The sequence below is a fragment of the Pelomonas sp. Root1237 genome, assembly GCF_001425055.1.
In the GTDB taxonomy this organism is placed as follows: Bacteria; Pseudomonadota; Gammaproteobacteria; order Burkholderiales; family Burkholderiaceae_C; genus Pelomonas.
The window spans coordinates 273,529-293,601 of sequence record NZ_LMDK01000017.1; the positions used below are offsets into that span (position 1 = coordinate 273,529).

A 20,073-nucleotide genomic window follows, 5' to 3' on the forward strand; every position below is an offset into this window, starting at 1 on the left:
GATCAGTACACAGATGCGCGAACGCGCTGCCTGCGACGCAGGATGGTCGCCATGAGCGCAAGGCCGACCGCACAGTAGGCCAAAGCCGACGCTTCCGGAACGGCTGTCGCGGCAATCGTGGACCCGCCCCAGACAGACACGCCGAGTTTCAAGCCTCCCGTCGTAGCCATCGCCGTCGTGTTCTCGAAGCTCGCCTCCAGCCAACCGCTCTGGGCCAGGGACATGGGTTTGAACTGCGTCCATGTCATGAGGACGGGGTCCCAAGTCTGCGTCGATGACGCATAAAGCCGAGTCTCCTGCTTCGACGTCAACGTTGATCCGTCCGCGGCGAGCGCGCCGATCTCGACGTAGGCCAAGCCGCCGGCCCATTCAAGTTGCAAGGCGCCGTTCTGATCCATCACAGTGCCTATCGTGGTGCTGGCCTGCACATCCGTCAGGATGCGAAGTTGCAGCCGCGTGCCGGCGCCGAGCCGGAAGTCGACATAGCCGGCATAAAAGGGCGGACTGTCCCAATGGGCACTCGCGTCGTAGAGGGCCGTGGACCATTGATCGCCGCCAGACCAAAGCGCCGAACCCGACGCCGCCATGGACACCGGACCGTACATGTCGGTCATATAGGACGCGTTCATGTTGGCGTTGCCGTTGTCCAGCGTCACACTCTTCGGCTGCCCCAGCCTGCTGCTCATGACGTTCTGCTCTACGTGCTGATCGCCCAGATCCACTTTCCCTGAAGCCACGCTCAGAGGGGCGGAATTGGAAATGAAGCTGAAGGACGGGGCAATGCCGTCCGTTGGATTCGCGTCAGTGACCACCAATTGAACGCGAGTGATCTTGGCAGTTGAGTTGCTGGCAGCCCACACCGGGGCGCAAACAGCGGCGGCAAGCAGCGCCACCCACGATGTCTTTTTCATTGGTCGACTCCCTTTAAGCGCGCGCAGTTTAGGGGCGGCCTGAAAGGTAAATTCCCCGCAACCGGGGGGGGCGGTGGTCTGTGTTTACCCGCCGGTTTTGTGTGAAGCGCTGTTGACGCTGAATCGCCCCGCCTGCCTAGCGCCTCGCGCATGTTCTGCCCGCAACCGTGACCTAACGACGCCGCACGCAGGTTGCTGCGCCGGTGTCCTACAAGGGCTTTGGGGCGGCGTGGTACATTCGCCGCATAGATTCGCACAAGACCGTTTCCTCAAGGTCTTATCTGCAGCCCCGCTGGCCACCCCCTGGCCCTTCTTGCGAGCGGCTCGCTTCAGCAACTCCCCGGTGAGTGTTCTTGAGTGTTTCTGTCTCCGCACGGCATGACGCCGACGGAGTATTTTTTCCATCTATACATTCCAAAAAGGAACACCATGACTACAGAAACCGGCACCGTGAAATGGTTCGACGACGGCAAGGGCTTCGGCTTCATCACGCCTGACAACGGCGGCAAGGACCTCTTCGCCCACCACAGCGAAATCAAGAACGCTGGCGGCTTCCGCTCGCTGGCCGAAGGTGCCAAGGTGTCGTTTGAATCGACCCAAGGTGCCAAGGGCCCGCAAGCCTCGAACATCCGCACGCTGTAATTTGTGCAAGGGCGCCTTGGGCGCCCAACCGCCGCCGGCAAAGACCGGCGCGGGAGCCCCACAAAAAGAAGAACAACATGAACAATAACAATATCGAGGTGGGACGCTTTTTGGTTTCACCCATGACCCAAGCCCGCGAGGGCGGCGGTTTCGACGCCCTGGTGTCGATCCGCTCCGGTCGCGGCATGGCCAGCGTGGATCGCATCATGCGTTTCACGCCACAGTTCATCAGCCCGCAGGCAGCATTGCACTACGCGCGGAATGAAGGCCTTGCCTGGGCGCGCTGCCATTGAGGAGCGCGCGGCGGTCACCGGCCGCATCAGACGCCGGCACGGCCACGTGCTCGGCCTCCCGTCTAACTTTCGCAACGGAGCCCCACACTTGGCCAAAGAAGAACTGATCGAAATGCAAGGCGTCGTGGATGAAATCCTGCCCGACTCGCGCTTTCGCGTGACGCTGTCGAATGGCCACAAGGTCATCGCCTACACGGGCGGCAAGATGCGCAAGCATCACATCCGCATCCTGGCCGGCGACAACGTGTCGCTGGAGATGTCGCCCTATGACCTGAGCAAGGGCCGCATCACCTTCCGCCACCTGGAGCGTCGCGGCCCGCCGCCGTCCGGTGGTGGCAGCCAGCAGCGCCGCTGAGCCCTCGCGGCTCAAACCCCGCTCAAACCCCGAATCGGCCGCCATGGCATGCCTGGCGGCCGTTTCCATTGGTGCGCTTGCAACATCCAAGCTCGCGCCCACCGCGTAGGCTCTGCGTTCCCATGTTGAAAGCCGCCCTCTTCCTGCTCGGCGCCCTGCTGTTGGCGGGGGTGCTGGTGGCCTACGCGCCGGTGAAGGCGCTGAACGTGCTTGCGCCCGTTCACACGCACACGCGCACGGCCGGCCTGGCCTACGGGCCGGGGCCGCGCCAGCAGCTGGACGTGTACCAGCCGGCCCGCGCGGCGCCGCGTGAGGGCTGGCCGGTGGTGGTGTTCTTCTACGGCGGCGCCTGGAACCGCGGCAAGCGCGGCGACTACGCCTTCGTCGGCGAGGCGCTGGCCTCGCGCGGCATCCTGACGCTGGTGGCCGACTACCGCCTCTACCCGGAGGTGCGCTACCCCGACTTCCTGCGCGACAGCGCCGCAGCGCTGGCCTGGAGCCTGAGCCACGCCGCGGGCCTGGGCGGCAACCCGCGGCGGGTCTTCGTCATGGGCCACAGCGCCGGCGCCTACAACGCCGCCATGCTGGCGCTGGACCCGCGCTGGCTCAAGCAGGCCGGCCACACGCCACGCGAGCTGGCCGGCTTCATCGGCCTGGCCGGGCCCTACGACTTCCTGCCCATCGAGAACCCCGACGCGAAGCCGGTGTTCTTCCACCCCGACTACCCGCCTGGCACCCAACCGCTGGAACACGCCAGCAAGGCCGCGCCGCGCAGCTTCCTGGGTGCGGCAAGAGACGACTCACTGGTCAACCCGCAACGCAGCACCCAGGGCCTGGCGACGCGGCTGAAAACCTTCGGCGTGCCGGTGACGGTGAAGTTCTACGACCGCGTCGGCCACACGACGCTGATTGCCGCGTTCGGTGCGCCGCTGCGCTGGCTGGCTCCGGTGCTGGAAGACGTGACCGGTTTCGTCAACGGCCCGCCTGAGCGCTGAGCACCGCCCGCCGCAGCGCGGCCAGGGCCTCATGGTCGGTCCAGCTGTCGGCGGCGTCGCCGATGACGACCTCCACCATTGCGCCACCCGCCAGCACATGCGAGGCCACCGTCCGTGCGCCCAGCCAGAAGCCGTCGCGCCGGGCCACCTCCAGCAGGCCTTCGCGCAACACTTCGGGTGCCACCGGCAGGTGCAACTGGAAGGCATTGACCTGCGGCTTCTCGGGCGCCACGCGCCAGCCAGGTTCGGCCACCAGCAAGGCGGCCAGCGCCTGCGCGCGCTCGCGGTAGGCGGGCATGCGCGGCAACTGCGTGCGCAGGCCGTGCAGCGCGCTCAGCACGTAGGGGTGAACGGTGAACAGGTTGCCCGCCAGGCGGGTCTGCCAGGGCGCGATCTGGGCGATGAAATCCTCACTGCCGGCCAGCACGCAGCCGGCCAGGCCGCCCAGGCCTTTGTAGAAGGACACGTAGACCGAATCCGCCAGCGCGGCGATCTCGGCCAGCGGCCGGCCGTAGTGGGCCGAAGCCTCCCAGAGCCGCGCGCCGTCGAAATGCAGCGGCACACCCGCCGCGCGGCACCAGGCGCTGATGGCCATGAGTTCGTCCCACTCGGGCAGGCGGTAGCCGGCCCGGCGCAGCGGCAGTTCGACCACAACGACCGCCGGCTGGCCGGGCAGCGAAGCCAGTTGCGCGGTGCCGAAGGGCTCGTCCGTCATGCCGATGCGCAGGCCGCGCAAGCCCAGCAGCTTCTCGAAGGCCTCGGCCTCGTCGATGGCGATATGGCTTTGCGGGTGCAGCGCCACCGGGCCGTCGCCCTCACCGCAGTGCACGCGCAGCGCCGCAAGCTGGGCGGCCACGCCCTTGTGCATGAAGCGCGCGGCCGGCTTGCCGAGCAGGGCGGCCACCTCGGCCTCCAGCGCCTGGATGGCCTGACCCTGGCCGTAGACGTCCAGCGGCAACTCGGCTTCGGGCAGTTCGGCCAGCGCCAGCAGGGACTCGCGTATGGACAGCGGCGGGCGGTGGCCATTGAGCCAGCGGGTGCAGCGCTTGCGCAGTTCGGTGTCGGCGTTGAGGGTGGTGTTGGAGTAGCTGGCAGAGGGCATGGCCGGGAGTGTCGCCTGCCTCTCCAAGCCGACGCTGGCGACAACGCCGCGCCGGGCGGGAATGCCCTTTTGATCGGGGTTCACTAAACTCTCGCCCTTTTTCCTCGCGCGCGCCGTACAGGCGCGCCAGCCCCATGCAAGCCCTCTCACCGCAGCCCCTCGCACCCGAGCCCTTGGCCCGGCTGCTGCTGCAATGGGGCGTCGCGCCGGTGGCGGCAGCACCCGTGGCCGAGCGCCTGGGCGGCTGGCTGGGCTGGGCGGAGGCCATTGGCCTGTCCCAGTTGCTGGCCACGGCGCCTGCAGCCGGCGCCAACGTCGCCGCCCGCCGCGAAGCGGTGGATTGGGCCGACGCCGCGCTGGCCCGCCTGCAGGAAGAGCTGACCGCCGCCTTCGACGACGCCCTGCTGGCGCGCGAATCCGCCGAATCCGCGCCAGAAGGCGTGCCGCTGGCCGACCTGCTGGCGCCCTACCGCCTGCACCACGCCCAGCAGCAGCGCAGCATGGCCGCGCGCGTGGCCACACTGCGCGAGCGCCTGCGCCCCCGGCTGGCCGAAGCCTCGGGGGCGCTGGCCCGGCTGGCGCAGCTGGACGCGGTGTTCGAACGCGCCATCGTCGCGCAGGAGCGCCCGCTGCTGGCCAGCCTGCCCGCGCTGCTGACGAAACGCGCGACAGATCATCACGCCACCGACCCGCGCCGCTGGCGCACCCGCTTCTGGGCCGACCTGCAGCGCGCGCTGCGCGCCGAGCTGGACCTGAGATTGCAACCGGTGCAGGGGCTCATTGAAGCCCTGCATCAAGCTGATTCCTGATGAACCGCTTCCTGAACGCCCTCTATTCCCTCGCCCTGGCCGCCGGCCTCGCGGGCATTGCCAGCGCCGCGCTGGCCGCCGCCCGCCACCACCCGGTGGCGCTGGCAATGACGCTGCTGATCGCGGCCTTCTTTGCCATCGGCATCTGGGAGCTGACCGCCTTTCGCCGCAGCAGCCGCGAGCTGGATGCCGCGCTGGACGCCGAGCCGAAAGAGGGTTGGGTCGCGGCATTGCCCGCCGCCCTGCGTGCCAGCGTGCAGCAGCGCCTGGAAGGCCTGCGCGTGGCCCTGCCCGGCCTGGCACTCGCGCCGGCACTGGCCGGCCTGCTGGTGCTGCTGGGCATGCTGGGCACCTTCATCGGCCTGGTCATCACATTGAGCAGCACGGCCAGTGCCCTGGGCCAGACGGCCGACCTGGCCGCACTGCGCACCGCACTGGGCGCGCCGGTGCAGGGCCTGGGCCTGGCCTTCAGCGCCAGCGTGGCCGGCGTGACGGGCTCGGCCATGCTGGGCCTGATGGTCGCGCTGGCAAGGCGCGAACGCGCGGCCGTGTCGGGCCAGCTCGACACCGCCCTGCTCGGCAAGCTGCGCCCGCTGACCGCCGCGCACCGCCGCGCACTGGAGCAGCAGGCCGCCGAAGCCGCCGCGGCCGAAGCGGCGCAGCAGCGCCAACTTGAACTCGTCGCCCAGTTGCAGCTGCATGCGAAACAGATGGCCGACCTGCTCGCCGCGCAGAACGACCGCTTCCACGGCGAGACGAGTAAGGCCTACACCGCCCTGGCCGCCAGCGTGGACACGACGCTGCGCAGCAGCCTGGCCGAGAGCGCCCGCCTGGCCGGTGCCGCCATCCAGCCCGCCGCCGAAGCCGCGATGGCCGGCATTGCCCGCGAGGCCGCAGCTTTGCATGAGCGTGTGGGCACGCAGGTGGCCGGCCAGCTCGGCGCGCTGAGCAGCCGCTTTGAGGCTGGCGTGGCGCAGATCGCCCAGCAGGGCGAGGCCGCTGCCAAGGCACAGGCGGAGGGCCTCGCCCAGCAGCGCGAGGCCGCACTGAAACTGCTGGCCGACACGAGCACTGCAACGCAGCAGGCGGTGGATCGCCTGGGTGAACGCTGGGCCGCGCAGGCGCAAGACCTGTTGGCCGCACAGGCACAAGCCGACACCGCCCGCGCCGCCGCGTTGGGCCGTCAGATTGAGGCGCTGGCCGAGCAACGTGCCGCCGCCCAGCAAGCCATCGCCGACACCGCCGGGCGCTTTGCCGCACAGACGCAGACGCTGCTGGACCGCGTGGCCGAGGCGCAAGCCCGGCAGCAGGCCCTGCAAGCCGAGCTGGACACTCAGCGCCGCGCCGAGTCCCAGGCCGACGCCGAGGCGCTCGCACAGCAGCGCGCCGCCAACGAGCAGTTGCTGGCCGCCCAGCGCGAGGCCGCGCAACAGCTGCTGGCCGACAGCGGCGAGCGCGCCCAGAACGCGCTGACCGCGCTGACCACCGGCTTCGCCGCGCAGACCAGGGACCTGCTGGACCGCATCGCCGACACGCAGACCCGCCACACGGCGCTGCAGGCCGAGCTGGACAGCCAACGCCGCGCCGAGGCCCGCGCCGACGCCGAGGCCCTGGCCCGGCAACGCACCGCCAACGAACAGCTGCTGGTCGCCCAGCGCGAAGCCGCGCAGCAACTGCTGGCCGCCAGCGGCGAACGTGCCCAGAGCGCCTTGACCGAGCTGACCGCCGGCTTTGCTGCGCAGACACAGGCCGCCGTCACCACGCTGGCCGAGGCACACACGCAGCTGCAATCGGCCCATGCCGCGCACGATGCTGAGCGCCTGACCGCATGGCGCACCGAACTGCAGTCGGCCGGCGCCACGCAGTTGGCCCAGCAGCAGCAACTGGCCGATGGCCTGCTGCGGCACACCCGCGAACTGGTCGCGCAGACCGAAGCCCAGGCCAAGACCACGCTGAGCGAAGCCGGCGCGTTGCTGCAGGCCGCCGGCGAAGCCCCACGCGCAGCCGTCGAAGTGGTGGCCGCCCTGCGCGAGCAATTGGCACAGAGCCAGGCCCAGGACCGCACAGCCCTGGCCGAACGCGCCGAACTGATGCAGACCGTCTCGACGCTGCTGGCCTCGCTGCAGCAGGCCGCTGGTGAACAGCGCGCGGCCATCGACGCCCTGGTAGGCAGCTCCGCCACCCAGCTCGAAGCCCTGGGTCAGCGCTTCACCGCGCAGGCCGACGCCACCGGCGAAAAGCTGGCCGAAGCCGCGACGACCTTGGCCGCGAGCGCCGCCGAGATGGGTAGCCTGGGCGAAGGCTTTGGTGCGGCGGTGGAGCAGTTCCAGGGCGCCAATGCCCAGCTCGTGCAGCACCTGGCCGCGCTGGAAGAGCGCCTGGCCGGCGCGATGACGCGCAGCGACGAGCAGCTGAGCTATTACGTGGCCCAGGCGCGCGAGGTCATCGACCTTTGCCTCGGCTCACAGAAGCAGGTGCTGGACGCGCTGCAGGGAGCCGCCGCGAATGGATGAGCCGCTGGAGATCGAGCAGGAAGGTGTCGGCACGCCCGCCTGGGCAGCTTTCGGCGACCTGATGGCCGGCGTGCTGGGTGCCTTCGTGCTGGTGCTGGCGGCGGCGCTGGTGGGCCAGCTGGACCTGGCCAACCAGCTCAAGGCCGAGGTGGAGCAGCGCCAGGCCGAGCAGGCGCGCCGCGAAGCGCTCGAGCGCGCGCTGGCCGGGCCGCTGGCCGACGGCCGCATCACGCTGGTCGAAGGCCGCATCGGCATCAGCGGCGCGGTGCTGTTCGCCATCGGCTCGGACCAGCTGCACGCCGACGGCCGCGCGCTGATCAAGAGCCTGGCTGTGCCCCTGCGCACCTATCTTGCCCAGCGCGACGAGATCCTGATGGTCAGCGGCTTCACCGATGACCGCGGCATGCTCACCGGCAAGGGCGCGCCGAAGTTCAGTGACAACTGGGAGCTGTCGGCCCAGCGCGCATTGACCGTGACGCGCACGCTGATGGCCGAGGGGCTGCCGCCGGACGCGGTGTTTGCCGCTGCCTTCGGGCCCCAGCAGCCGGTGGCGTCCAACGACGACGCGTCGGGCCGCGCGCTGAACCGCCGCGTCGAGATCGCACCCACGCCGCGGCCCAAGCGCGCGGCGGCATCGGCCCCGTGATGGACGACCCCGTCGCCTGGGTGCAAGCCCGGGCCGAAGCCGATCCGGTGCGCCGGCGCGTGCTGGAAGCGCTGGCGCGGCGAGCCTCTGCGCTGGCGCCGGGCGCGCTGCGCGAACGGCTGGTTGCGCGGCTGGTGCAGCGCGCCGAGGCTGAGCCGGTCGCGCTGCCGACTCGGCGGACTGCGAACGCCGCAAGCCCACTGACCGAACTTGTCGCCCAGTTGCAGGCCGGCCCTGAGCTGCGCAATGTTCAGGCCCACCGCCGCACCTGGAGCGCGCTGCGCCTGACGCGCCGCATGGCCGAGGTCAGCGCACCGGTGCCCGAACACCTGGGGCCGCTGAACAGCCAGGTGCTGGTCTCCCGTGCGCTGCAGCAGTTGCAGGCCCTGTCGCCCGACTACCTGCAGCGCCTGCTGACCCAGATCGATGCACTGGCCGCACTGGCGCCGCTGCAGGTTGCCGCCGAAAGCGATGCCAGGCCGGCCCGCAAGCCCGCCGCTCGGCGGCGTTGACGCGCACAGCAGTTCGCTGCTGACAGGATCTGACAGGGCTCGGGCGCGAAGATGACAACGCTGCCAACCCTCCAGCCTGCCGCATGACGCCCATCCTCTACTTCTCCCGCAACCCCAACCCACGCCTGGCCGTCGCGGCGGCGAAGTATTTGGCCGCGCCGGTCACCTACGAGTTCGCCGCGCCGTTGGCCCCCGGCCAGGCAGACAACTACCGCCATTTCAACCCCTCGCTGCGCCTGCCCATCCTTGTCGAGGCCGACGGCAGCTCGCTGTTCGAGGCGGATGCCATCGCCTGCCGGCTGTCGCAGATGGTGGGCTCGGAGTTCTGGCGCACCGGGCCTGAGCTGCCAGACATGATCCGCTGGGTCAGCTGGAGCCGCGACAACTTCATGCACGCCTGCGACATGGTTCACTTCGAGCGCGGCACCAAGCAGCGCTACAAGCTGGGCGCGCTGGACGAAGACGTGGTGGCGCGCGGCACCGAGCGCTTCCACGCGACCGCGTCCATCCTCAACGCCCACTTGAGCCGGCAGGACTGGCTGCTGGCCAGCGGCCTGTCCTACGCCGACTTCCGCATGGGCGTCTTCCTGCCCTACAACGACGTGGCCCAACTCCCGCTGAGCGACTACCCGGCCGTGGCGGCATGGCATGCGCGGCTGATGGCGCTGCCGGCCTGGGCCGATCCGTTCGAGGGCTTGAGCGCGCCCGAGTTGCCGCCCGTGGCTTAGGCTCGATGCGGTTCAGCCAGGTAGTTGTCGACCGTGAGCCGACATCAAGGAGCCTGTGTTGGACGCCCCGGAGAGTCGTCCGCATGCTTCTTGGTTGATCATCTGCGATTGGCTTGCCGTGGAATGTGGGCATAAGCCCCAACGTCCACCCAGAAGGCTAGCCTCCGGCGAACATCAGCCGGGCGAAGGGGTCACCGAAGTAGGCGTACGACTGTGCCGTTGGATCGTCGGGCCGCTCGGCGCGCAGTTCCTGCAACGCCTCTCCAATCGTGCAGCCCGTCAGTAGCCTGGCGTAGAAGGCGACGCTGAAGGCTGCTGCGTCGGCATCGAACACTGGCCAGTACGGCGCGATTACACCGCTCCAGCCAGCTTCGATGCAGTTACCCGCGAAGCCGCCCGCCCTCGCCAACACGCGACCGGCCCGGCCCACGCTGCAGGCGTTGAGGTACAGCACCGGCTGCGCGCGGTCGCCTAGCCCGGTGGCGGCGAAGGCCATCGCGGGAATCGACTCGCCTCCCTCGATCTGCAGCGAACTCAGGTCAGCATTGGGCCCCGTATCACCGTGGCCAGAGAAGTGCACCAGTTGCACGTCGTCCTGGCTCAGCAGGCGGTCGAGGTTGGCACGCGTGGCTGGCTGCCAGGACGCGGCCTGCGGCAGCAGCCCGCGCAGTTCCTCAAGTTCGGCCAGCGCCCAGGGCAGGCCGGCGGCTTGTGCATCGGGAATAACCAACGCCGCGTGCCGCACGAGCAGCGCCTGCGGCTGCGGCCGCGCGCCGATGCCAGGGCGCCAGCGGCCCATTACGTGGGCCGTGCCCAACGGCGGAAGCCGCGTCCACTGGCCGTCGACGCGGCCGCTGGGCCGCACGATCTCCCACGGGAAGGACAGCTCGTCGGAGAACACGAACAGCGAGCGCGGCGGTACCGGCAGCGCCGCCAGGCGCATGTACTCGGTGCGGAAGGCCTGAGGCAGATGCAGCCAGAGCTGGTCGCCGAGGTCGCCCAGCGTGGTTATGAAGCGCCGGTTCCACGCGGCCAGCTCGCGCTCGAAGGCGGCGTCGTCGAGCGCTTCGCCGGGGAAGTCCGCGAAGCGCCTGTCCACCGCATCCGACAGGTATTGCGACAGCTCGCGTCCGTCGAGGTCGAAGCTGCCAAAGGGGCGCGACTCGTACTCGTCGCCTTCCACCACGGAGCGCACTTCGAGATCGAAGCGGCTGCGGCCGGCCTCGGGCTGGCGCACGCACAGCACAAGGTCGGCCTGTTCGCGCCGACGCGACGCCAACAGCCGCAAGGGGTTGGAGCGCGTCGGCGGCGTGGCCCCGCCGCTCGCATGGCCGCGCGGCACCACCCGCGTGGACTGGCGCACGCCGCCGACGCACTCATTGCCGCGCCAGAACGACACGTCCACCTGGCGCTCTACCGGCGCGGCGCCGGCGTCCAGTGCCGTCAGGGCAAAGGTGGTGAACTCCGTATTCGGGTCCCGCTCGCGTTTGACGATCAGGCGACGGCAGCGCTCGCCGTCGATGCGAAATCCGGGTGCGCTCACTTCCGCCGTCAGCTCGACCTCGGCGCTGCCGGGCTCGAAGCTAAGGCTGAGGCGGCCGGAGGACGCCTGGCGGGCTGGCGGATTGAGTGCGACGTACAGAGCTACGGTCCTGCCAGCCTCGACGCTTTGCGGGAAGCTGATCTCGGGATCACGCTCCACGTGGTTGGAATCGGAGGACGGGGCAGAGGCTGGAGTCTCCAGCCTCTCCTGGCCGGGCGCGCGTGGCCCGCGCAGGCCGCCTCTGCGTGGCTGAACGGAATCTCCCATCGCGACCGGCGCGGATTGGCACGGGAGCAGCCGCAACCGGTCGAAGAAGTCGTCGATGTGGTCCAGCGTGCGCGGCTGGGAGAAGAAGGCCGTGTGCCACACGCCGTCAGCGGCGCCGTACACCAGGGGGTCGGGAATCGGAAACGAAGGGTGCCCGTTGGCGGCGAACACGCCCTGCTGGGGCACCACCAGGTCGTTGGCCACCGGCCGGCCGTTGCGTTCGAACACGCGGTCCATCACCCCGTTGCCCAACCGGTCGATCAACCAGCCGTTGTCGCGCCCAAGCTGGGGCTCGTAGTCAGCCGCGGCGGCGGCGTAGAACGCCGGGGCCTTGTCGGTGGCGCGGTTGAGTGTATCGACGATGTAGGACTGGCGCGTGCCCAGACTCGCGATGCCTGGGAGACCCTTGGCAGCCGAGTGCCCGGCCAGCGCCACCAGTCCCAGCAGCACCTCGATGGAGTACGCCACCGTGCCGTCGGGCAGGCTGGTCAGGCAGTTGGTGAACAGGTCCAGCATATCGATCATGTGATCGGCGTCGCCCAGCGGCGAGCCCGCGTTGGGTGTGCCGGCGAAGTACACGCCGCTGATGTGGCAGACGTCGTGGTCGATGAGAGCACCCGCGCGCTCGGTCAGCGAGCGCGCGACGATGCCGCCGCGGCTATGGCACACGATGTGGAGCTCCAACGGCGCAACCGGCTTGGCATCAAACAGCATGCGCAGGAAATGCGCGGCGTTGTCCTGCGGTGAGACGCTCACCGTCGGGTGGTCGTAGGCGATCACGCGACCCTGGTAGCGCTCGTGCCAGCGCTGCATCGCCTCGCGCGGCAGGCCGTTGAGCATGCCCGAGACGGAGCTGAAGATGCCGTGGATCAGCAGCAGCACCGGTCCGCCGCGCAATGCGTCCCAGTCGGCGAACGGCTCGGCAGACGAGTTGCGGTAGTTGTCGGGCGTCACGCGCCACACGCGTGCAGGCCGGGCGCGGTTCTCGATGTTTTCGGCCAACCAGCGCACGGGGTCCTGCAGCAGAGCCGAGGCGACCGGCAGCACCAGCACTTTGAACAGCTTGCGGCCCAGCTTGGTGATGGGACCGCGCAGGTTGCGCCGGGGCATGCCGGCGCCGAGGGCCTGGCGTGCCGCTGCGGTGCGCAGCGGCACGCGGATGCCGGGGGCCGCGGCGGCCCGTAGGCCGGGGCGTGGCGCCGTGGCGAAGTGCCAGCTCAGGCCGCCCGACTCGTCCTGATAGAGCACGACGCGAGGGGCGAGGTCGCCCGGTGCTCTCGCGGGCGCGATCTCGATCTCGTCGGCGGCGCCGGCCTGCAGGCGCGTCGCCTGCAATTGCAGCGTCTCCTGCACGGCGATGCCGGCCAGACGCAGCGCGCGGTCGAACTCCGGGCTGGTGTCGATATCCGCCGGCAGGCTGCGCAGCCCCGGCGTGCTGCGTTGCTGGCGCAACTCACCGTGGCCGGCCAGCCCATGCACCGTGGTGCCGTTGGCGAAGTGCAGCGCCTGCGGCTGCGCCGGCAGGGCGATGGCTTCCTGCGCCACTTCAGTCCTGCCCCTCGATGCCGAGCACTTCCCGGGCCATCTTCTTGGCCTGGGCAATGCCCTCAGGCGTGACCAACGATGTGCTGCGGATGCCGTGCACGCGGCCCAGCGTGTACTGCGCCATCAGGCAGGCGAGCGCCGTGTCGTTGTCCGGGAACTCGGCGATGGCCATGCCGTCGTAGTCTCCCAGGCAGAAAAAGAAGTGGTGCAGCGTGCCCCCGAAGGCTTCGGTGGCATTGCGGACGTCGTCGGCGCGCTCGGTCTCTTCGGCCAGCATCCGCTTGACCTGATCGTCCTTGTAACGCCATTGGTGCAGGTACATCGGCATGGCCAGCTCTCTGGTGGGGTGTTCGGTTCAGTCCTGCAGGACAGGGCGCAGGCGCGCCGATGTGGGCGCGGCCATCGTTTCGGGTGGGACCACGGGCTGCTCACCGCGAGCCAAGTGGGGCACGACCGCGCCAATGATGGCGCCGAAGCCAAGCGAGAACAGCACGTTGAAGAGCACGTCGATCAGGTCGGGAGTGCCCCGCTGGATGACGCCAGTGAAGATCAGCGCCTGCAGCAGGGCCGAGACGGCCATCCATGCGCAGCCCATGGCCAGTGCGTCGCACAGCCTGCGCCGCAGGGGCGAGAGGCGCCGCCAGCGGTGGTCCTGGATGAGCCAGGCCAGCATGGCCGCCGTCGTGAATGGGGACAGCGTGAAGAAGCGGGCTTCCTTCAGGCGCGCGACAACACCTTCCCAACCATTGGTCAGCGAGCCGGCGACAAGGTTGATCAGCAGCATCGCGACAACGGAGGCCAGCCCCGCCGCAACGACGAATGTCACCGGGGTGCGCCGCGTGAGGCCGGCATTGGCGAATCCGAAGTGCAGCTTGGGCATGATGGCGCTGGCCAGCGCGCCGACCTGGGTGGTCAAGATGACGATGAACAGTTGGGGTTGGCTCAGCACGTTGCTGGGCAGGCGCGGCGCCAGCCAGAAGTACACCCCCAGCCCGAAGAACAGCACAAGGACGCCTTGCAGCAGCCCGCCGTAGACCCGGGGCGTGGGCTCAGGTGTCAACTCGAAACCCATGCACTGCAAGGCCTCGTCGCGTCGGCCCGCGCTGCGGTGGACGGTGAAGGCCGCGCGCGCGCACAGCAGGCTGGCATCGAGCAGGAAGGCGTTGGCGTCTTCGCAGAGGCCGGCCAGCGAGTCGTGCACCATCGCGCGCAGCAGTTTGTCGGTTTCCTCGTCCTGGGCCGCGCTGGGCGACGCCTCGCTGAACTGCAACCGCAGTTCGCCCACCCGCTCGATGGACTTCAGCGCCCGCGCCGAACGCAATGTCAAGCGGTGGAAGCACTGGCGCAGCTCGTCGAACTCGTTGCGGGCCTCCAGCAGGAAGGCGCCGTACCGGCTGTTCTCCTCCCATTCGCGGATCTGCAGGAACAGCTCCGTGGCGCGCATCAGCAGTCGGTATGCCGGCTGAGTGATGGGCAGCGGGTCAGACTGCGGATCAATGCCGCTGCGCAGCAGCATGACCAGCGCCCGCTCCGCCCGCTCGGGTGGACTGCGGAAGTTGGCATCCACCAGCCTCTGCGCTTGGCGGTGCGCCTCGGCGGGCACATTGGCGATGCGCAGCAGCAACAGGTTGCGTATCGGCCGCGACAGCTGCGGGGCGAGGATGGTACAGACGGTCAGGCCCATGGCGCACCAGGTCGATGTGCCCCCGGGCGGTGCGGGCTTGAAAGCACTGAACAGGCGGTGCAGCACGGCGGCAAGCAGCAGGAACAAGAACAGGAAGCCCAGCACGTTCAGCGCCGCGGCCGAATCGCTGCGCCAGCGCGTGGTGTAGCTGCTCACCCAACTCGGCCGGTACCAGGCCGTCAACGCGATCACGACGACGAGCAGGGAACCCCCGATCGCCCGCCTCCATATGTAGAACTCTTCCATGGCGTCCCACCTCTCAGGCGTTCGGAAGCAGCCGCCGCAACGCGGCCTGCGCGTTGCGGCGGCGGGCGTCGTGGTCTTCCTTGGGGGGAGCCGGCTGGGGCGTCACCGCCAGCAGCGGGACGGGCCGCGAAGGCGTGGGCTCCACCGGCACCGGGTGCGGCGGGCGCTTGACGTCGAAGAACAGATCGGCGCCCATGCGCGTGAACAGCACGGGGATGCCCCATTCGACAGGGTTCTCCACCTGCATCGCGACGCGGCCGATGGTGAGCGCCTTCTCCACCGTCTGGCCGGTCACCAGCGCGTTGTAGAAGCGACTGGCGAAAGACACGGCCGCTTCGTTGGACACCGGGAACTGCATCGCCACCGAGGCGGCGATGCCCGAGCGCACCAGGGCTTCGCCGGGGCTTGCGCCACAGCCGCTGTCGCAGCAGTTGAGCACCGCCAGGCGCAGATGACCCGCAGTTCGCAGAATCCTCGCCAGTTGCGTGGGCGTGATCTTCTTCGCGCCGCCCTTGCCGTCGCCGAACACCAAATAGCCCTCGGTGTGACGCGTGCCATCGTCGTCAATGACCGGATCCGTGCCGCCGTGCCCGATAAAGTGGAACACATGCCAGTCGCCTTGCGTCAGCATGTCGAGCAGGTCGTCAACCGTGTGGCCGTTGACCCAACGCAGGTTCACCAGTTGTTTGCTGTTCTCGATCTTGTCGATGGCGGTCTCGATGCCGTGCTTCTCCTTGTCGAAGTCCAGCTTTTCCCACTCACCACCAGGGTCGGCGATCATGCCCAGCACGTTCAGCGGCGCCGTGATTGCCTGGAAAGCGCGCGCCGTCGCTTCATGGAAGCGCACCAGCGGCGAACGGCTGGACAGCGAGATATAAGTGCGGGCCGGGTCGCGGGAGGTCTCGTCAAAGACGTATTCCCACGGCAGTACCGCAAGTTCCGGAGGCTCCACCATCAGCTTCACCCGAAGGCCTTCGAACTGCCCCGGCTGGTTGTCGACGAACTCCAGGCTACCGTTGAAGCGGCGCGCTATGGGCTCGGCGTCCGTGAACACCGACTTGAACATGTCACCGCCGAAGTCGCGTAGCTTTTTCTCGTGCGGCGAGACTGCACCGCGTGAATTGCGCAGACGGCCCCGCAGGATCGCGTTCTCAAGCTCCAGTCGCAGCTCGCGATGGCTTTGTTCGAACGGCCACTTCCACACGGCAGGATCCGACGCGCCGATCGGTGAGCGCATCACCTGCGCCATGTACTGGTCGCCTTCGGCCCAGATGCGCAGGTCGAAGTCTTCAAATGAGGCCATGTCGTCCCCCTGCGCGGCCCGAAGGCCACGTTTCGTCGTGTTACAGATGCATCACTCTGAGCGCATTGGCGACGGTGCGCATCCGCCTTTTTGGGGATGTCTCCATATAGAAAGTCCCAACGCTCGCTGCAGTGAACAAATGAACCTGAAGCAGCTGGTGGCAACTGACGCCTCCTGGCCGACAGCTGCTCTGACTGAACCGTAGTGCGCTAAGCCCAAGGGCCTTCGATCAGCGCTAGCGTCTCTTCGACCGCGATGCGCCACATCTCCAGCACCTCGGCATCGGGCCGCTCGTAGGCGCCACCGAAGTTGCCGTCGCCGGCCAGTGCGCGCGCCGCATCCGGCGGCAACACGGCATAGCGCTGGTAGTCCACCGGCGGCTTGCGGCACTCGGGCTGGATGACGCCGGCCAGGCGCGTCCACGGCAGGTTCTCCATCCACGACGCGTGGGCGGACTGCGGGTCGATGCCTTTCACATAGGCCAGCGTCTTCGGTGAATTCCACCAGTTGTGGAAGCGCACCCGCGTGCGCGGGTGTGCGGCCATCCACTCAGCCACCGCGGCTGCCACGGGCTGGTTGCCCCCGTGGCCGTTGACGATGAGGATACGCCGAAAGCCTTGGTGGTCGAGGCTGTCGAGCAGGTCGTGGACGACGCGCACCATCGTCTCGACCTTCAACGTGACGGTGCCGGGATAGCTCATGAAGCTCGGCGTGATGCCGAAGGGCAGCACCGGGAAGACCGGCACGCCCAGCGGCTCGGCCGCTTCCACGGCGACACGCTCGGCCAGGATGGCGTCGACCGCGAGGCTGAGATAGGCATGCTGCTCGGTGCAGCCGATGGGCAGCAGGCAGCGGTCGTCGGCCTTGAGGTAGGCCTCGACCTGCATCCAGTTCATGTCCGAAATTTTCATTTCACGTCCACAGCCGAATAGTTGTTGAGGCCGAAGGGGCTGACCTTCATATTCACGACGCGTTTGCTCGTCGCAACGGCCGTCGTCGGGTAGGTCAGCGGCACCCAGGGCGCGTCATCGCGGTAGAGGGCTTGCGCGCGCCGATAGAGCGCGTCGCGCTTGCCCTGATCGGCCGTCTCGCGCGCTTCGGCCAGCAGCGCGTCGAAGTCCTTGCGGCACCAGCGCGCCACATTGCTACCGCCGGCCACGGCCGCGCAGGCGAAGTTGGGCGTCAGGAAGTTGTCGGGGTCGCCGTTGTCCGAGGCCCAGGCCAGCAGGGTCGCGTCATGCTCGCCGGCGCGGGTGCGCTTGAGCAGCTCGCCAAACTCCAGCGTGACGATCTCCACCTTGACACCGATGCGCGCCCAGTCGGCCTGCAGCAATTCGGCCGTCGCCCTGGGATTCGGATTCGTCGCACCGGCGCCGGCGCGTATCCACAGCTTCAGCGCAAAGCCGTTGGCCAGGCCGGCGGCCTTCAACAGTTCACGCGCCTTGGCGAGGTCCTGGAGCGCGGGGCCGGCCTTGTCGTCATAGCTCCATTGCGAGGGCGGATAGGGGTTGCCGGCCGGGCTGGCCGCGCCGCCGTAAACGGCTCGAGCGATCGATGCGCGGTCGGTCGCCAGCCCCAGGGCCTGGCGCACGCGGCGGTCGTCCAGTGGCTTGTGCTCCACATTCAGCCCGACAAAGGTCGTGACGAGGCCGGGGCCGGTCAGCAGCCGCAGCTTGCCGTCACTGCGGATCTCGTCCCAGGCCTGCGGCATGGGGTAGAGGCCAATGTCGCATTCGCCGGCCTTCAGGCGCTGCAGCCGGGTGGCGGGGTCGGGCGAGATCGAGAAGATCAGCTTGTCCAGCGCCACCTTGCCGCGGAAGTAGCCGGGGTGGGCGTCGTAGCGCACCACGGCGTCCTTCACATGGCTGCGAAAGACGAAAGGGCCCGTGCCGACCGGCTTGAGGTTCATGTCCTCCATGTGGCCAGCGGCCTGCAGCTGCTGTGCGTACTCGGCCGACAGCACGCTGAGAAAACCCATGGCGACATCGGCCAGAAAGGGCGCCTCGGGCCGCGCCAGCTCGATGCGCACCGTGCGCGCGTCCACGGCGGTGACGCTCTTCACCAACTGGCCGAACTGCATGGCCGCCGCGTAATACCAGCCCTGGCGCGGCTGGCCATGCCAGGGGTGTTTGGCGTCGATCTGGCGCGCGAAGCTGTAGACCACATCGTCGGCCGTCAGCGGCCGCGTCGGCTTGAACCAGGGCGTGGTGTGGAAGGCGACACCGGCACGCAGGTGAAAGGTGTAGGTCTTGCCGTCGGCGCTGAGCTCCCAGCGCTCTGCCAGGGCGGGCACCAGCTTGGTCGTGCCGGGCTCGAACTCGACGAGGCGGTTGTAGAGGGCCTCCGACGACGCATCGGCCGTGGAGTTGGCGTGGAACAGTGAGTAGTCGAAGCCGTCGGGGCTGGCCTCGGTGCAGACGGTGAGGGTCCTGGCAGAGGCCGAAGCGGCCACCAGTGCGAGTGCCGCGAGCAACAGCCTCATGCGGGGCGCCTCCAGGCCATGCCCAGCGTGCGCGGCGCCGTGTGCACAAAGCCGAACTGGGCATAAAGGGCGTCGGCCGGCACGTCGGCCAAGAGGCTGACATAGCCGGTCTCGGGCACGTGCTCGCGCAGCCAGGCGGCGATCTCGGCCATGATGAGCTTGCCCAGGCCCTTGCCCTGGTGCTCGGGCAGCACGGCGATGTCGACGACCTGGAAGGCCGTGCCGCCGTCGCCAATGACGCGGCCCATGCCGACGGGCTCGCCATCGTGCAGGATCTGCACGCCGAACAAGGTGCCGGGCAAGCCACGCGCGGCCGCCTCGGCCGACTTGGGGCTGAGGCCGCAGGCGACGCGCAGATGGCGGTAGGTGTCGGCCGAGGGCGTGGCGTGCAGCGTCGTGTAACTCATGTCACCCATTCAACCATCACCTGCACTCATACCTGCAGCGCCCTCCGACATGGCCCCTGCGGGCTGGCCCCGGGGCCACCGTGTCGGGTGCGCTGCAACAATCCAGGTCTGGCCACGCCCTCCCACGCATGAAGTCCACCTCCCTTGTTGCCGCCGTCCTGGCCCTGCTGCTCAGCGCCTGCGCCAGCGTGCCCTCGCCGGTCCCCACGCCCGCCCCCGTCATGGCCGCAGGCCCTGCCGCCGCAGTGCGCGCGCCCAACATCGACCGCAGCTACACCTCACAGAACCAGGACAGCCGCGCCCTCTACATCGTGCTGCACTACACCGTGCTGGACTGGGAGAAGTCGCTGAAGGTGCTGACGACCGGCGGCCAGGTGTCGGCCCATTACCTGGTGCGCGACAACCCCGTGGCCAGCTACGCGCTGGTGGACGAGAACCGCCGCTCCTGGCATGCGGGCGCGAGCTTCTGGGCCGGCAACACCAACCTGAACTCGGCCTCCATCGGCATCGAGATCGTCAACGCCGGCTATGTGGACGGCCCCGGCGGCCGCGTCTACGCGCCCTTCCCGCAGGCCCAGGTGGACGAAGTCATCGCCCTGGTGCGCGACATCCAGAAGCGCCATAACGTCAAGCCCGAGCGCATCATCGGCCATGCCGACATCGCGCCCGGCCGCAAGCAGGACCCCGGCCCGCAGTTCCCCTGGAAGCAGCTGGCCGACGCCGGGCTGATCCCTTGGCCCGATGGCCCGCTGGTGATGGTGAAGACGCTGGAGCATGAGGTTGCGCCGCGCGACGTGGCCTGGCTGCAGGAGCGGCTGGCGCGCATCGGCTACAACGTGTCGCGCTCGGGCCAGCTGGACGTGATGACCAAGGAGGTCGTCGCCACCTTCCAGATGAAATACCGGCCGCGCGACATTTCCGGCACGCCCGACGCCGAGACGGCCGCGCTGATCGAGGTGGCGTCCACGCCCAGCGCGATGCGCGTGGCCGGCGCGACCGACACTGAGACGCGGCCGTACACGTCGCGTTGGTGATCTCGATGACCAACTCAATACAGCCACAGAGACACAGAGACACGGAGAACAGCCAC

General features: G+C 68.9%; 19 protein-coding genes. 10 read left to right on the plus strand and 9 right to left on the minus strand.

Annotation, left to right across the window (positions count from 1 at the left end):
• Positions 1–2: 2 nt before the first annotated feature.
• Complete coding sequence (locus tag ASC91_RS19205) at positions 3–911, minus strand: hypothetical protein (RefSeq protein ID WP_157281839.1); 909 nt, start codon at positions 909–911, stop codon at positions 3–5.
• Between the two features lie 429 nt (positions 912–1,340).
• Between ASC91_RS19205 and ASC91_RS19210 the strand changes: the two genes are divergently transcribed.
• From ASC91_RS19210 to ASC91_RS19220, 4 genes are all read left to right on the plus strand, one after another.
• On the plus strand, positions 1,341–1,553 hold the full coding sequence (locus tag ASC91_RS19210) for a cold-shock protein (RefSeq protein WP_056200393.1): 213 nt from the start codon (positions 1,341–1,343) through the stop codon (positions 1,551–1,553).
• Positions 1,554–1,630: 77 nt separating this feature from the next.
• Complete coding sequence (locus ASC91_RS28950) at positions 1,631–1,846, plus strand: hypothetical protein (protein WP_082532821.1); 216 nt, start codon at positions 1,631–1,633, stop codon at positions 1,844–1,846.
• 88 nt (positions 1,847–1,934) lie between these two features.
• A complete protein-coding gene (gene infA / locus ASC91_RS19215) occupies positions 1,935–2,201 on the plus strand; it encodes a translation initiation factor IF-1 (protein WP_056200396.1) in 267 nt (88 codons plus the stop codon).
• 122 nt (positions 2,202–2,323) lie between these two features.
• A complete protein-coding gene (locus ASC91_RS19220) occupies positions 2,324–3,196 on the plus strand; it encodes an alpha/beta hydrolase (protein ID WP_056200400.1) in 873 nt (290 codons plus the stop codon).
• Here the strand turns inward: ASC91_RS19220 and ASC91_RS19225 are convergent.
• A complete protein-coding gene (locus tag ASC91_RS19225; protein ID WP_082532822.1) occupies positions 3,174–4,298 on the minus strand; it encodes a low specificity L-threonine aldolase in 1,125 nt (374 codons plus the stop codon). The two genes, ASC91_RS19220 and ASC91_RS19225, sit on opposite strands and share 23 nt — an antisense overlap.
• 134 nt (positions 4,299–4,432) lie before the next feature.
• Here ASC91_RS19225 and ASC91_RS19230 point away from each other — a divergent pair, with 134 nt between their 5' ends.
• The 5 genes from ASC91_RS19230 to ASC91_RS19250 all read left to right on the plus strand — a co-directional run bounded on the left by ASC91_RS19230 (position 4,433) and on the right by ASC91_RS19250 (position 9,506).
• Positions 4,433–5,107 (plus strand): DUF3348 family protein, encoded by a 675-nt coding sequence (locus tag ASC91_RS19230; RefSeq protein ID WP_056200403.1) that lies wholly within the window; start codon positions 4,433–4,435, stop codon positions 5,105–5,107.
• Complete coding sequence (locus ASC91_RS19235; protein WP_056200406.1) at positions 5,107–7,620, plus strand: hypothetical protein; 2,514 nt, start codon at positions 5,107–5,109, stop codon at positions 7,618–7,620. Before ASC91_RS19230 ends, ASC91_RS19235 begins: the two co-directional genes overlap by 1 nt.
• Positions 7,613–8,266: an OmpA family protein gene (locus ASC91_RS19240; protein ID WP_056200408.1), complete on the plus strand. Its 654-nt coding sequence runs from the start codon at positions 7,613–7,615 to the stop codon at positions 8,264–8,266. The genes ASC91_RS19235 and ASC91_RS19240 overlap by 8 nt, the downstream gene beginning before the upstream one ends.
• On the plus strand, positions 8,266–8,778 hold the full coding sequence (locus tag ASC91_RS19245) for a DUF2894 domain-containing protein (RefSeq protein ID WP_056200411.1): 513 nt from the start codon (positions 8,266–8,268) through the stop codon (positions 8,776–8,778). The genes ASC91_RS19240 and ASC91_RS19245 overlap by 1 nt, the downstream gene beginning before the upstream one ends.
• Positions 8,779–8,861: 83 nt before the next feature.
• Positions 8,862–9,506, plus strand: a complete 645-nt coding sequence (locus tag ASC91_RS19250; RefSeq protein ID WP_056200414.1) for a glutathione S-transferase family protein — start codon at positions 8,862–8,864, stop codon at positions 9,504–9,506.
• Positions 9,507–9,663: 157 nt separating this feature from the next.
• On the opposite strand, the gene ASC91_RS19255 is transcribed toward ASC91_RS19250, so the two are convergent.
• The 7 genes from ASC91_RS19255 to ASC91_RS19285 all read right to left on the minus strand — a co-directional run bounded on the left by ASC91_RS19255 (position 9,664) and on the right by ASC91_RS19285 (position 18,983).
• Positions 9,664–12,861 carry a CHAT domain-containing protein gene (locus ASC91_RS19255; protein ID WP_056200417.1) on the minus strand — a complete coding sequence of 1,066 codons (3,198 nt, stop codon included), beginning with the start codon at positions 12,859–12,861 and terminating at the stop codon, positions 9,664–9,666.
• 1 nt (position 12,862) lies between these two features.
• Positions 12,863–13,189 carry a GYD domain-containing protein gene (locus ASC91_RS19260; RefSeq protein ID WP_082532823.1) on the minus strand — a complete coding sequence of 109 codons (327 nt, stop codon included), beginning with the start codon at positions 13,187–13,189 and terminating at the stop codon, positions 12,863–12,865.
• 27 nt (positions 13,190–13,216) lie between these two features.
• Entirely contained in the window at positions 13,217–14,791 is a 1,575-nt protein-coding gene (locus ASC91_RS19265; RefSeq protein ID WP_056200424.1) for a hypothetical protein, read from the minus strand.
• Positions 14,792–14,804: 13 nt separating this feature from the next.
• Entirely contained in the window at positions 14,805–16,040 is a 1,236-nt protein-coding gene (locus ASC91_RS19270; protein ID WP_162247821.1) for a CHAT domain-containing protein, read from the minus strand.
• A gap of 263 nt (positions 16,041–16,303) precedes the next feature.
• Entirely contained in the window at positions 16,304–17,005 is a 702-nt protein-coding gene (locus tag ASC91_RS19275) for a creatininase family protein (RefSeq protein WP_056200430.1), read from the minus strand.
• On the minus strand, positions 17,002–18,576 hold the full coding sequence (locus ASC91_RS19280) for an ABC transporter substrate-binding protein (protein ID WP_056200433.1): 1,575 nt from the start codon (positions 18,574–18,576) through the stop codon (positions 17,002–17,004). The genes ASC91_RS19275 and ASC91_RS19280 overlap by 4 nt, the downstream gene beginning before the upstream one ends.
• Positions 18,573–18,983, minus strand: coding sequence for a GNAT family N-acetyltransferase (locus ASC91_RS19285; RefSeq protein ID WP_056200436.1), 411 nt, complete (start codon positions 18,981–18,983; stop codon positions 18,573–18,575). Before ASC91_RS19285 ends, ASC91_RS19280 begins: the two co-directional genes overlap by 4 nt.
• A 128-nt stretch (positions 18,984–19,111) precedes the next feature.
• On the opposite strand from ASC91_RS19285, the gene ASC91_RS19290 reads away from it, so the two are divergent.
• Positions 19,112–20,017, plus strand: coding sequence for an N-acetylmuramoyl-L-alanine amidase (locus ASC91_RS19290; protein WP_082532824.1), 906 nt, complete (start codon positions 19,112–19,114; stop codon positions 20,015–20,017).
• Positions 20,018–20,073 lie beyond the last annotated feature (56 nt).

Excerpts from the sequence above, each read along its gene's own strand:
- ASC91_RS19205 (WP_157281839.1), bottom strand. The coding sequence starts at position 911 with ATGAAAAAGACATCGTGGGTGGCGCTGCTTGCCGCCGCTGTTTGCGCC.
- ASC91_RS19210 (WP_056200393.1), top strand. The coding sequence starts at position 1,341 with ATGACTACAGAAACCGGCACCGTGAAATGGTTCGACGACGGCAAGGGC.
- ASC91_RS28950 (WP_082532821.1), top strand. The coding sequence starts at position 1,631 with ATGAACAATAACAATATCGAGGTGGGACGCTTTTTGGTTTCACCCATG.
- ASC91_RS19220 (WP_056200400.1), top strand. The coding sequence starts at position 2,324 with ATGTTGAAAGCCGCCCTCTTCCTGCTCGGCGCCCTGCTGTTGGCGGGG.
- ASC91_RS19225 (WP_082532822.1), bottom strand. The coding sequence starts at position 4,298 with ATGCCCTCTGCCAGCTACTCCAACACCACCCTCAACGCCGACACCGAA.
- ASC91_RS19230 (WP_056200403.1), top strand. The coding sequence starts at position 4,433 with ATGCAAGCCCTCTCACCGCAGCCCCTCGCACCCGAGCCCTTGGCCCGG.
- ASC91_RS19235 (WP_056200406.1), top strand. The coding sequence starts at position 5,107 with ATGAACCGCTTCCTGAACGCCCTCTATTCCCTCGCCCTGGCCGCCGGC.
- ASC91_RS19240 (WP_056200408.1), top strand. The coding sequence starts at position 7,613 with ATGGATGAGCCGCTGGAGATCGAGCAGGAAGGTGTCGGCACGCCCGCC.
- ASC91_RS19245 (WP_056200411.1), top strand. The coding sequence starts at position 8,266 with ATGGACGACCCCGTCGCCTGGGTGCAAGCCCGGGCCGAAGCCGATCCG.
- ASC91_RS19250 (WP_056200414.1), top strand. The coding sequence starts at position 8,862 with ATGACGCCCATCCTCTACTTCTCCCGCAACCCCAACCCACGCCTGGCC.
- ASC91_RS19260 (WP_082532823.1), bottom strand. The coding sequence starts at position 13,189 with ATGCCGATGTACCTGCACCAATGGCGTTACAAGGACGATCAGGTCAAG.
- ASC91_RS19265 (WP_056200424.1), bottom strand. The coding sequence starts at position 14,791 with ATGGAAGAGTTCTACATATGGAGGCGGGCGATCGGGGGTTCCCTGCTC.
- ASC91_RS19270 (WP_162247821.1), bottom strand. The coding sequence starts at position 16,040 with ATGGCGCAGGTGATGCGCTCACCGATCGGCGCGTCGGATCCTGCCGTG.
- ASC91_RS19275 (WP_056200430.1), bottom strand. The coding sequence starts at position 17,005 with ATGAAAATTTCGGACATGAACTGGATGCAGGTCGAGGCCTACCTCAAG.
- ASC91_RS19280 (WP_056200433.1), bottom strand. The coding sequence starts at position 18,576 with ATGAGGCTGTTGCTCGCGGCACTCGCACTGGTGGCCGCTTCGGCCTCT.
- ASC91_RS19285 (WP_056200436.1), bottom strand. The coding sequence starts at position 18,983 with ATGAGTTACACGACGCTGCACGCCACGCCCTCGGCCGACACCTACCGC.
- ASC91_RS19290 (WP_082532824.1), top strand. The coding sequence starts at position 19,112 with ATGAAGTCCACCTCCCTTGTTGCCGCCGTCCTGGCCCTGCTGCTCAGC.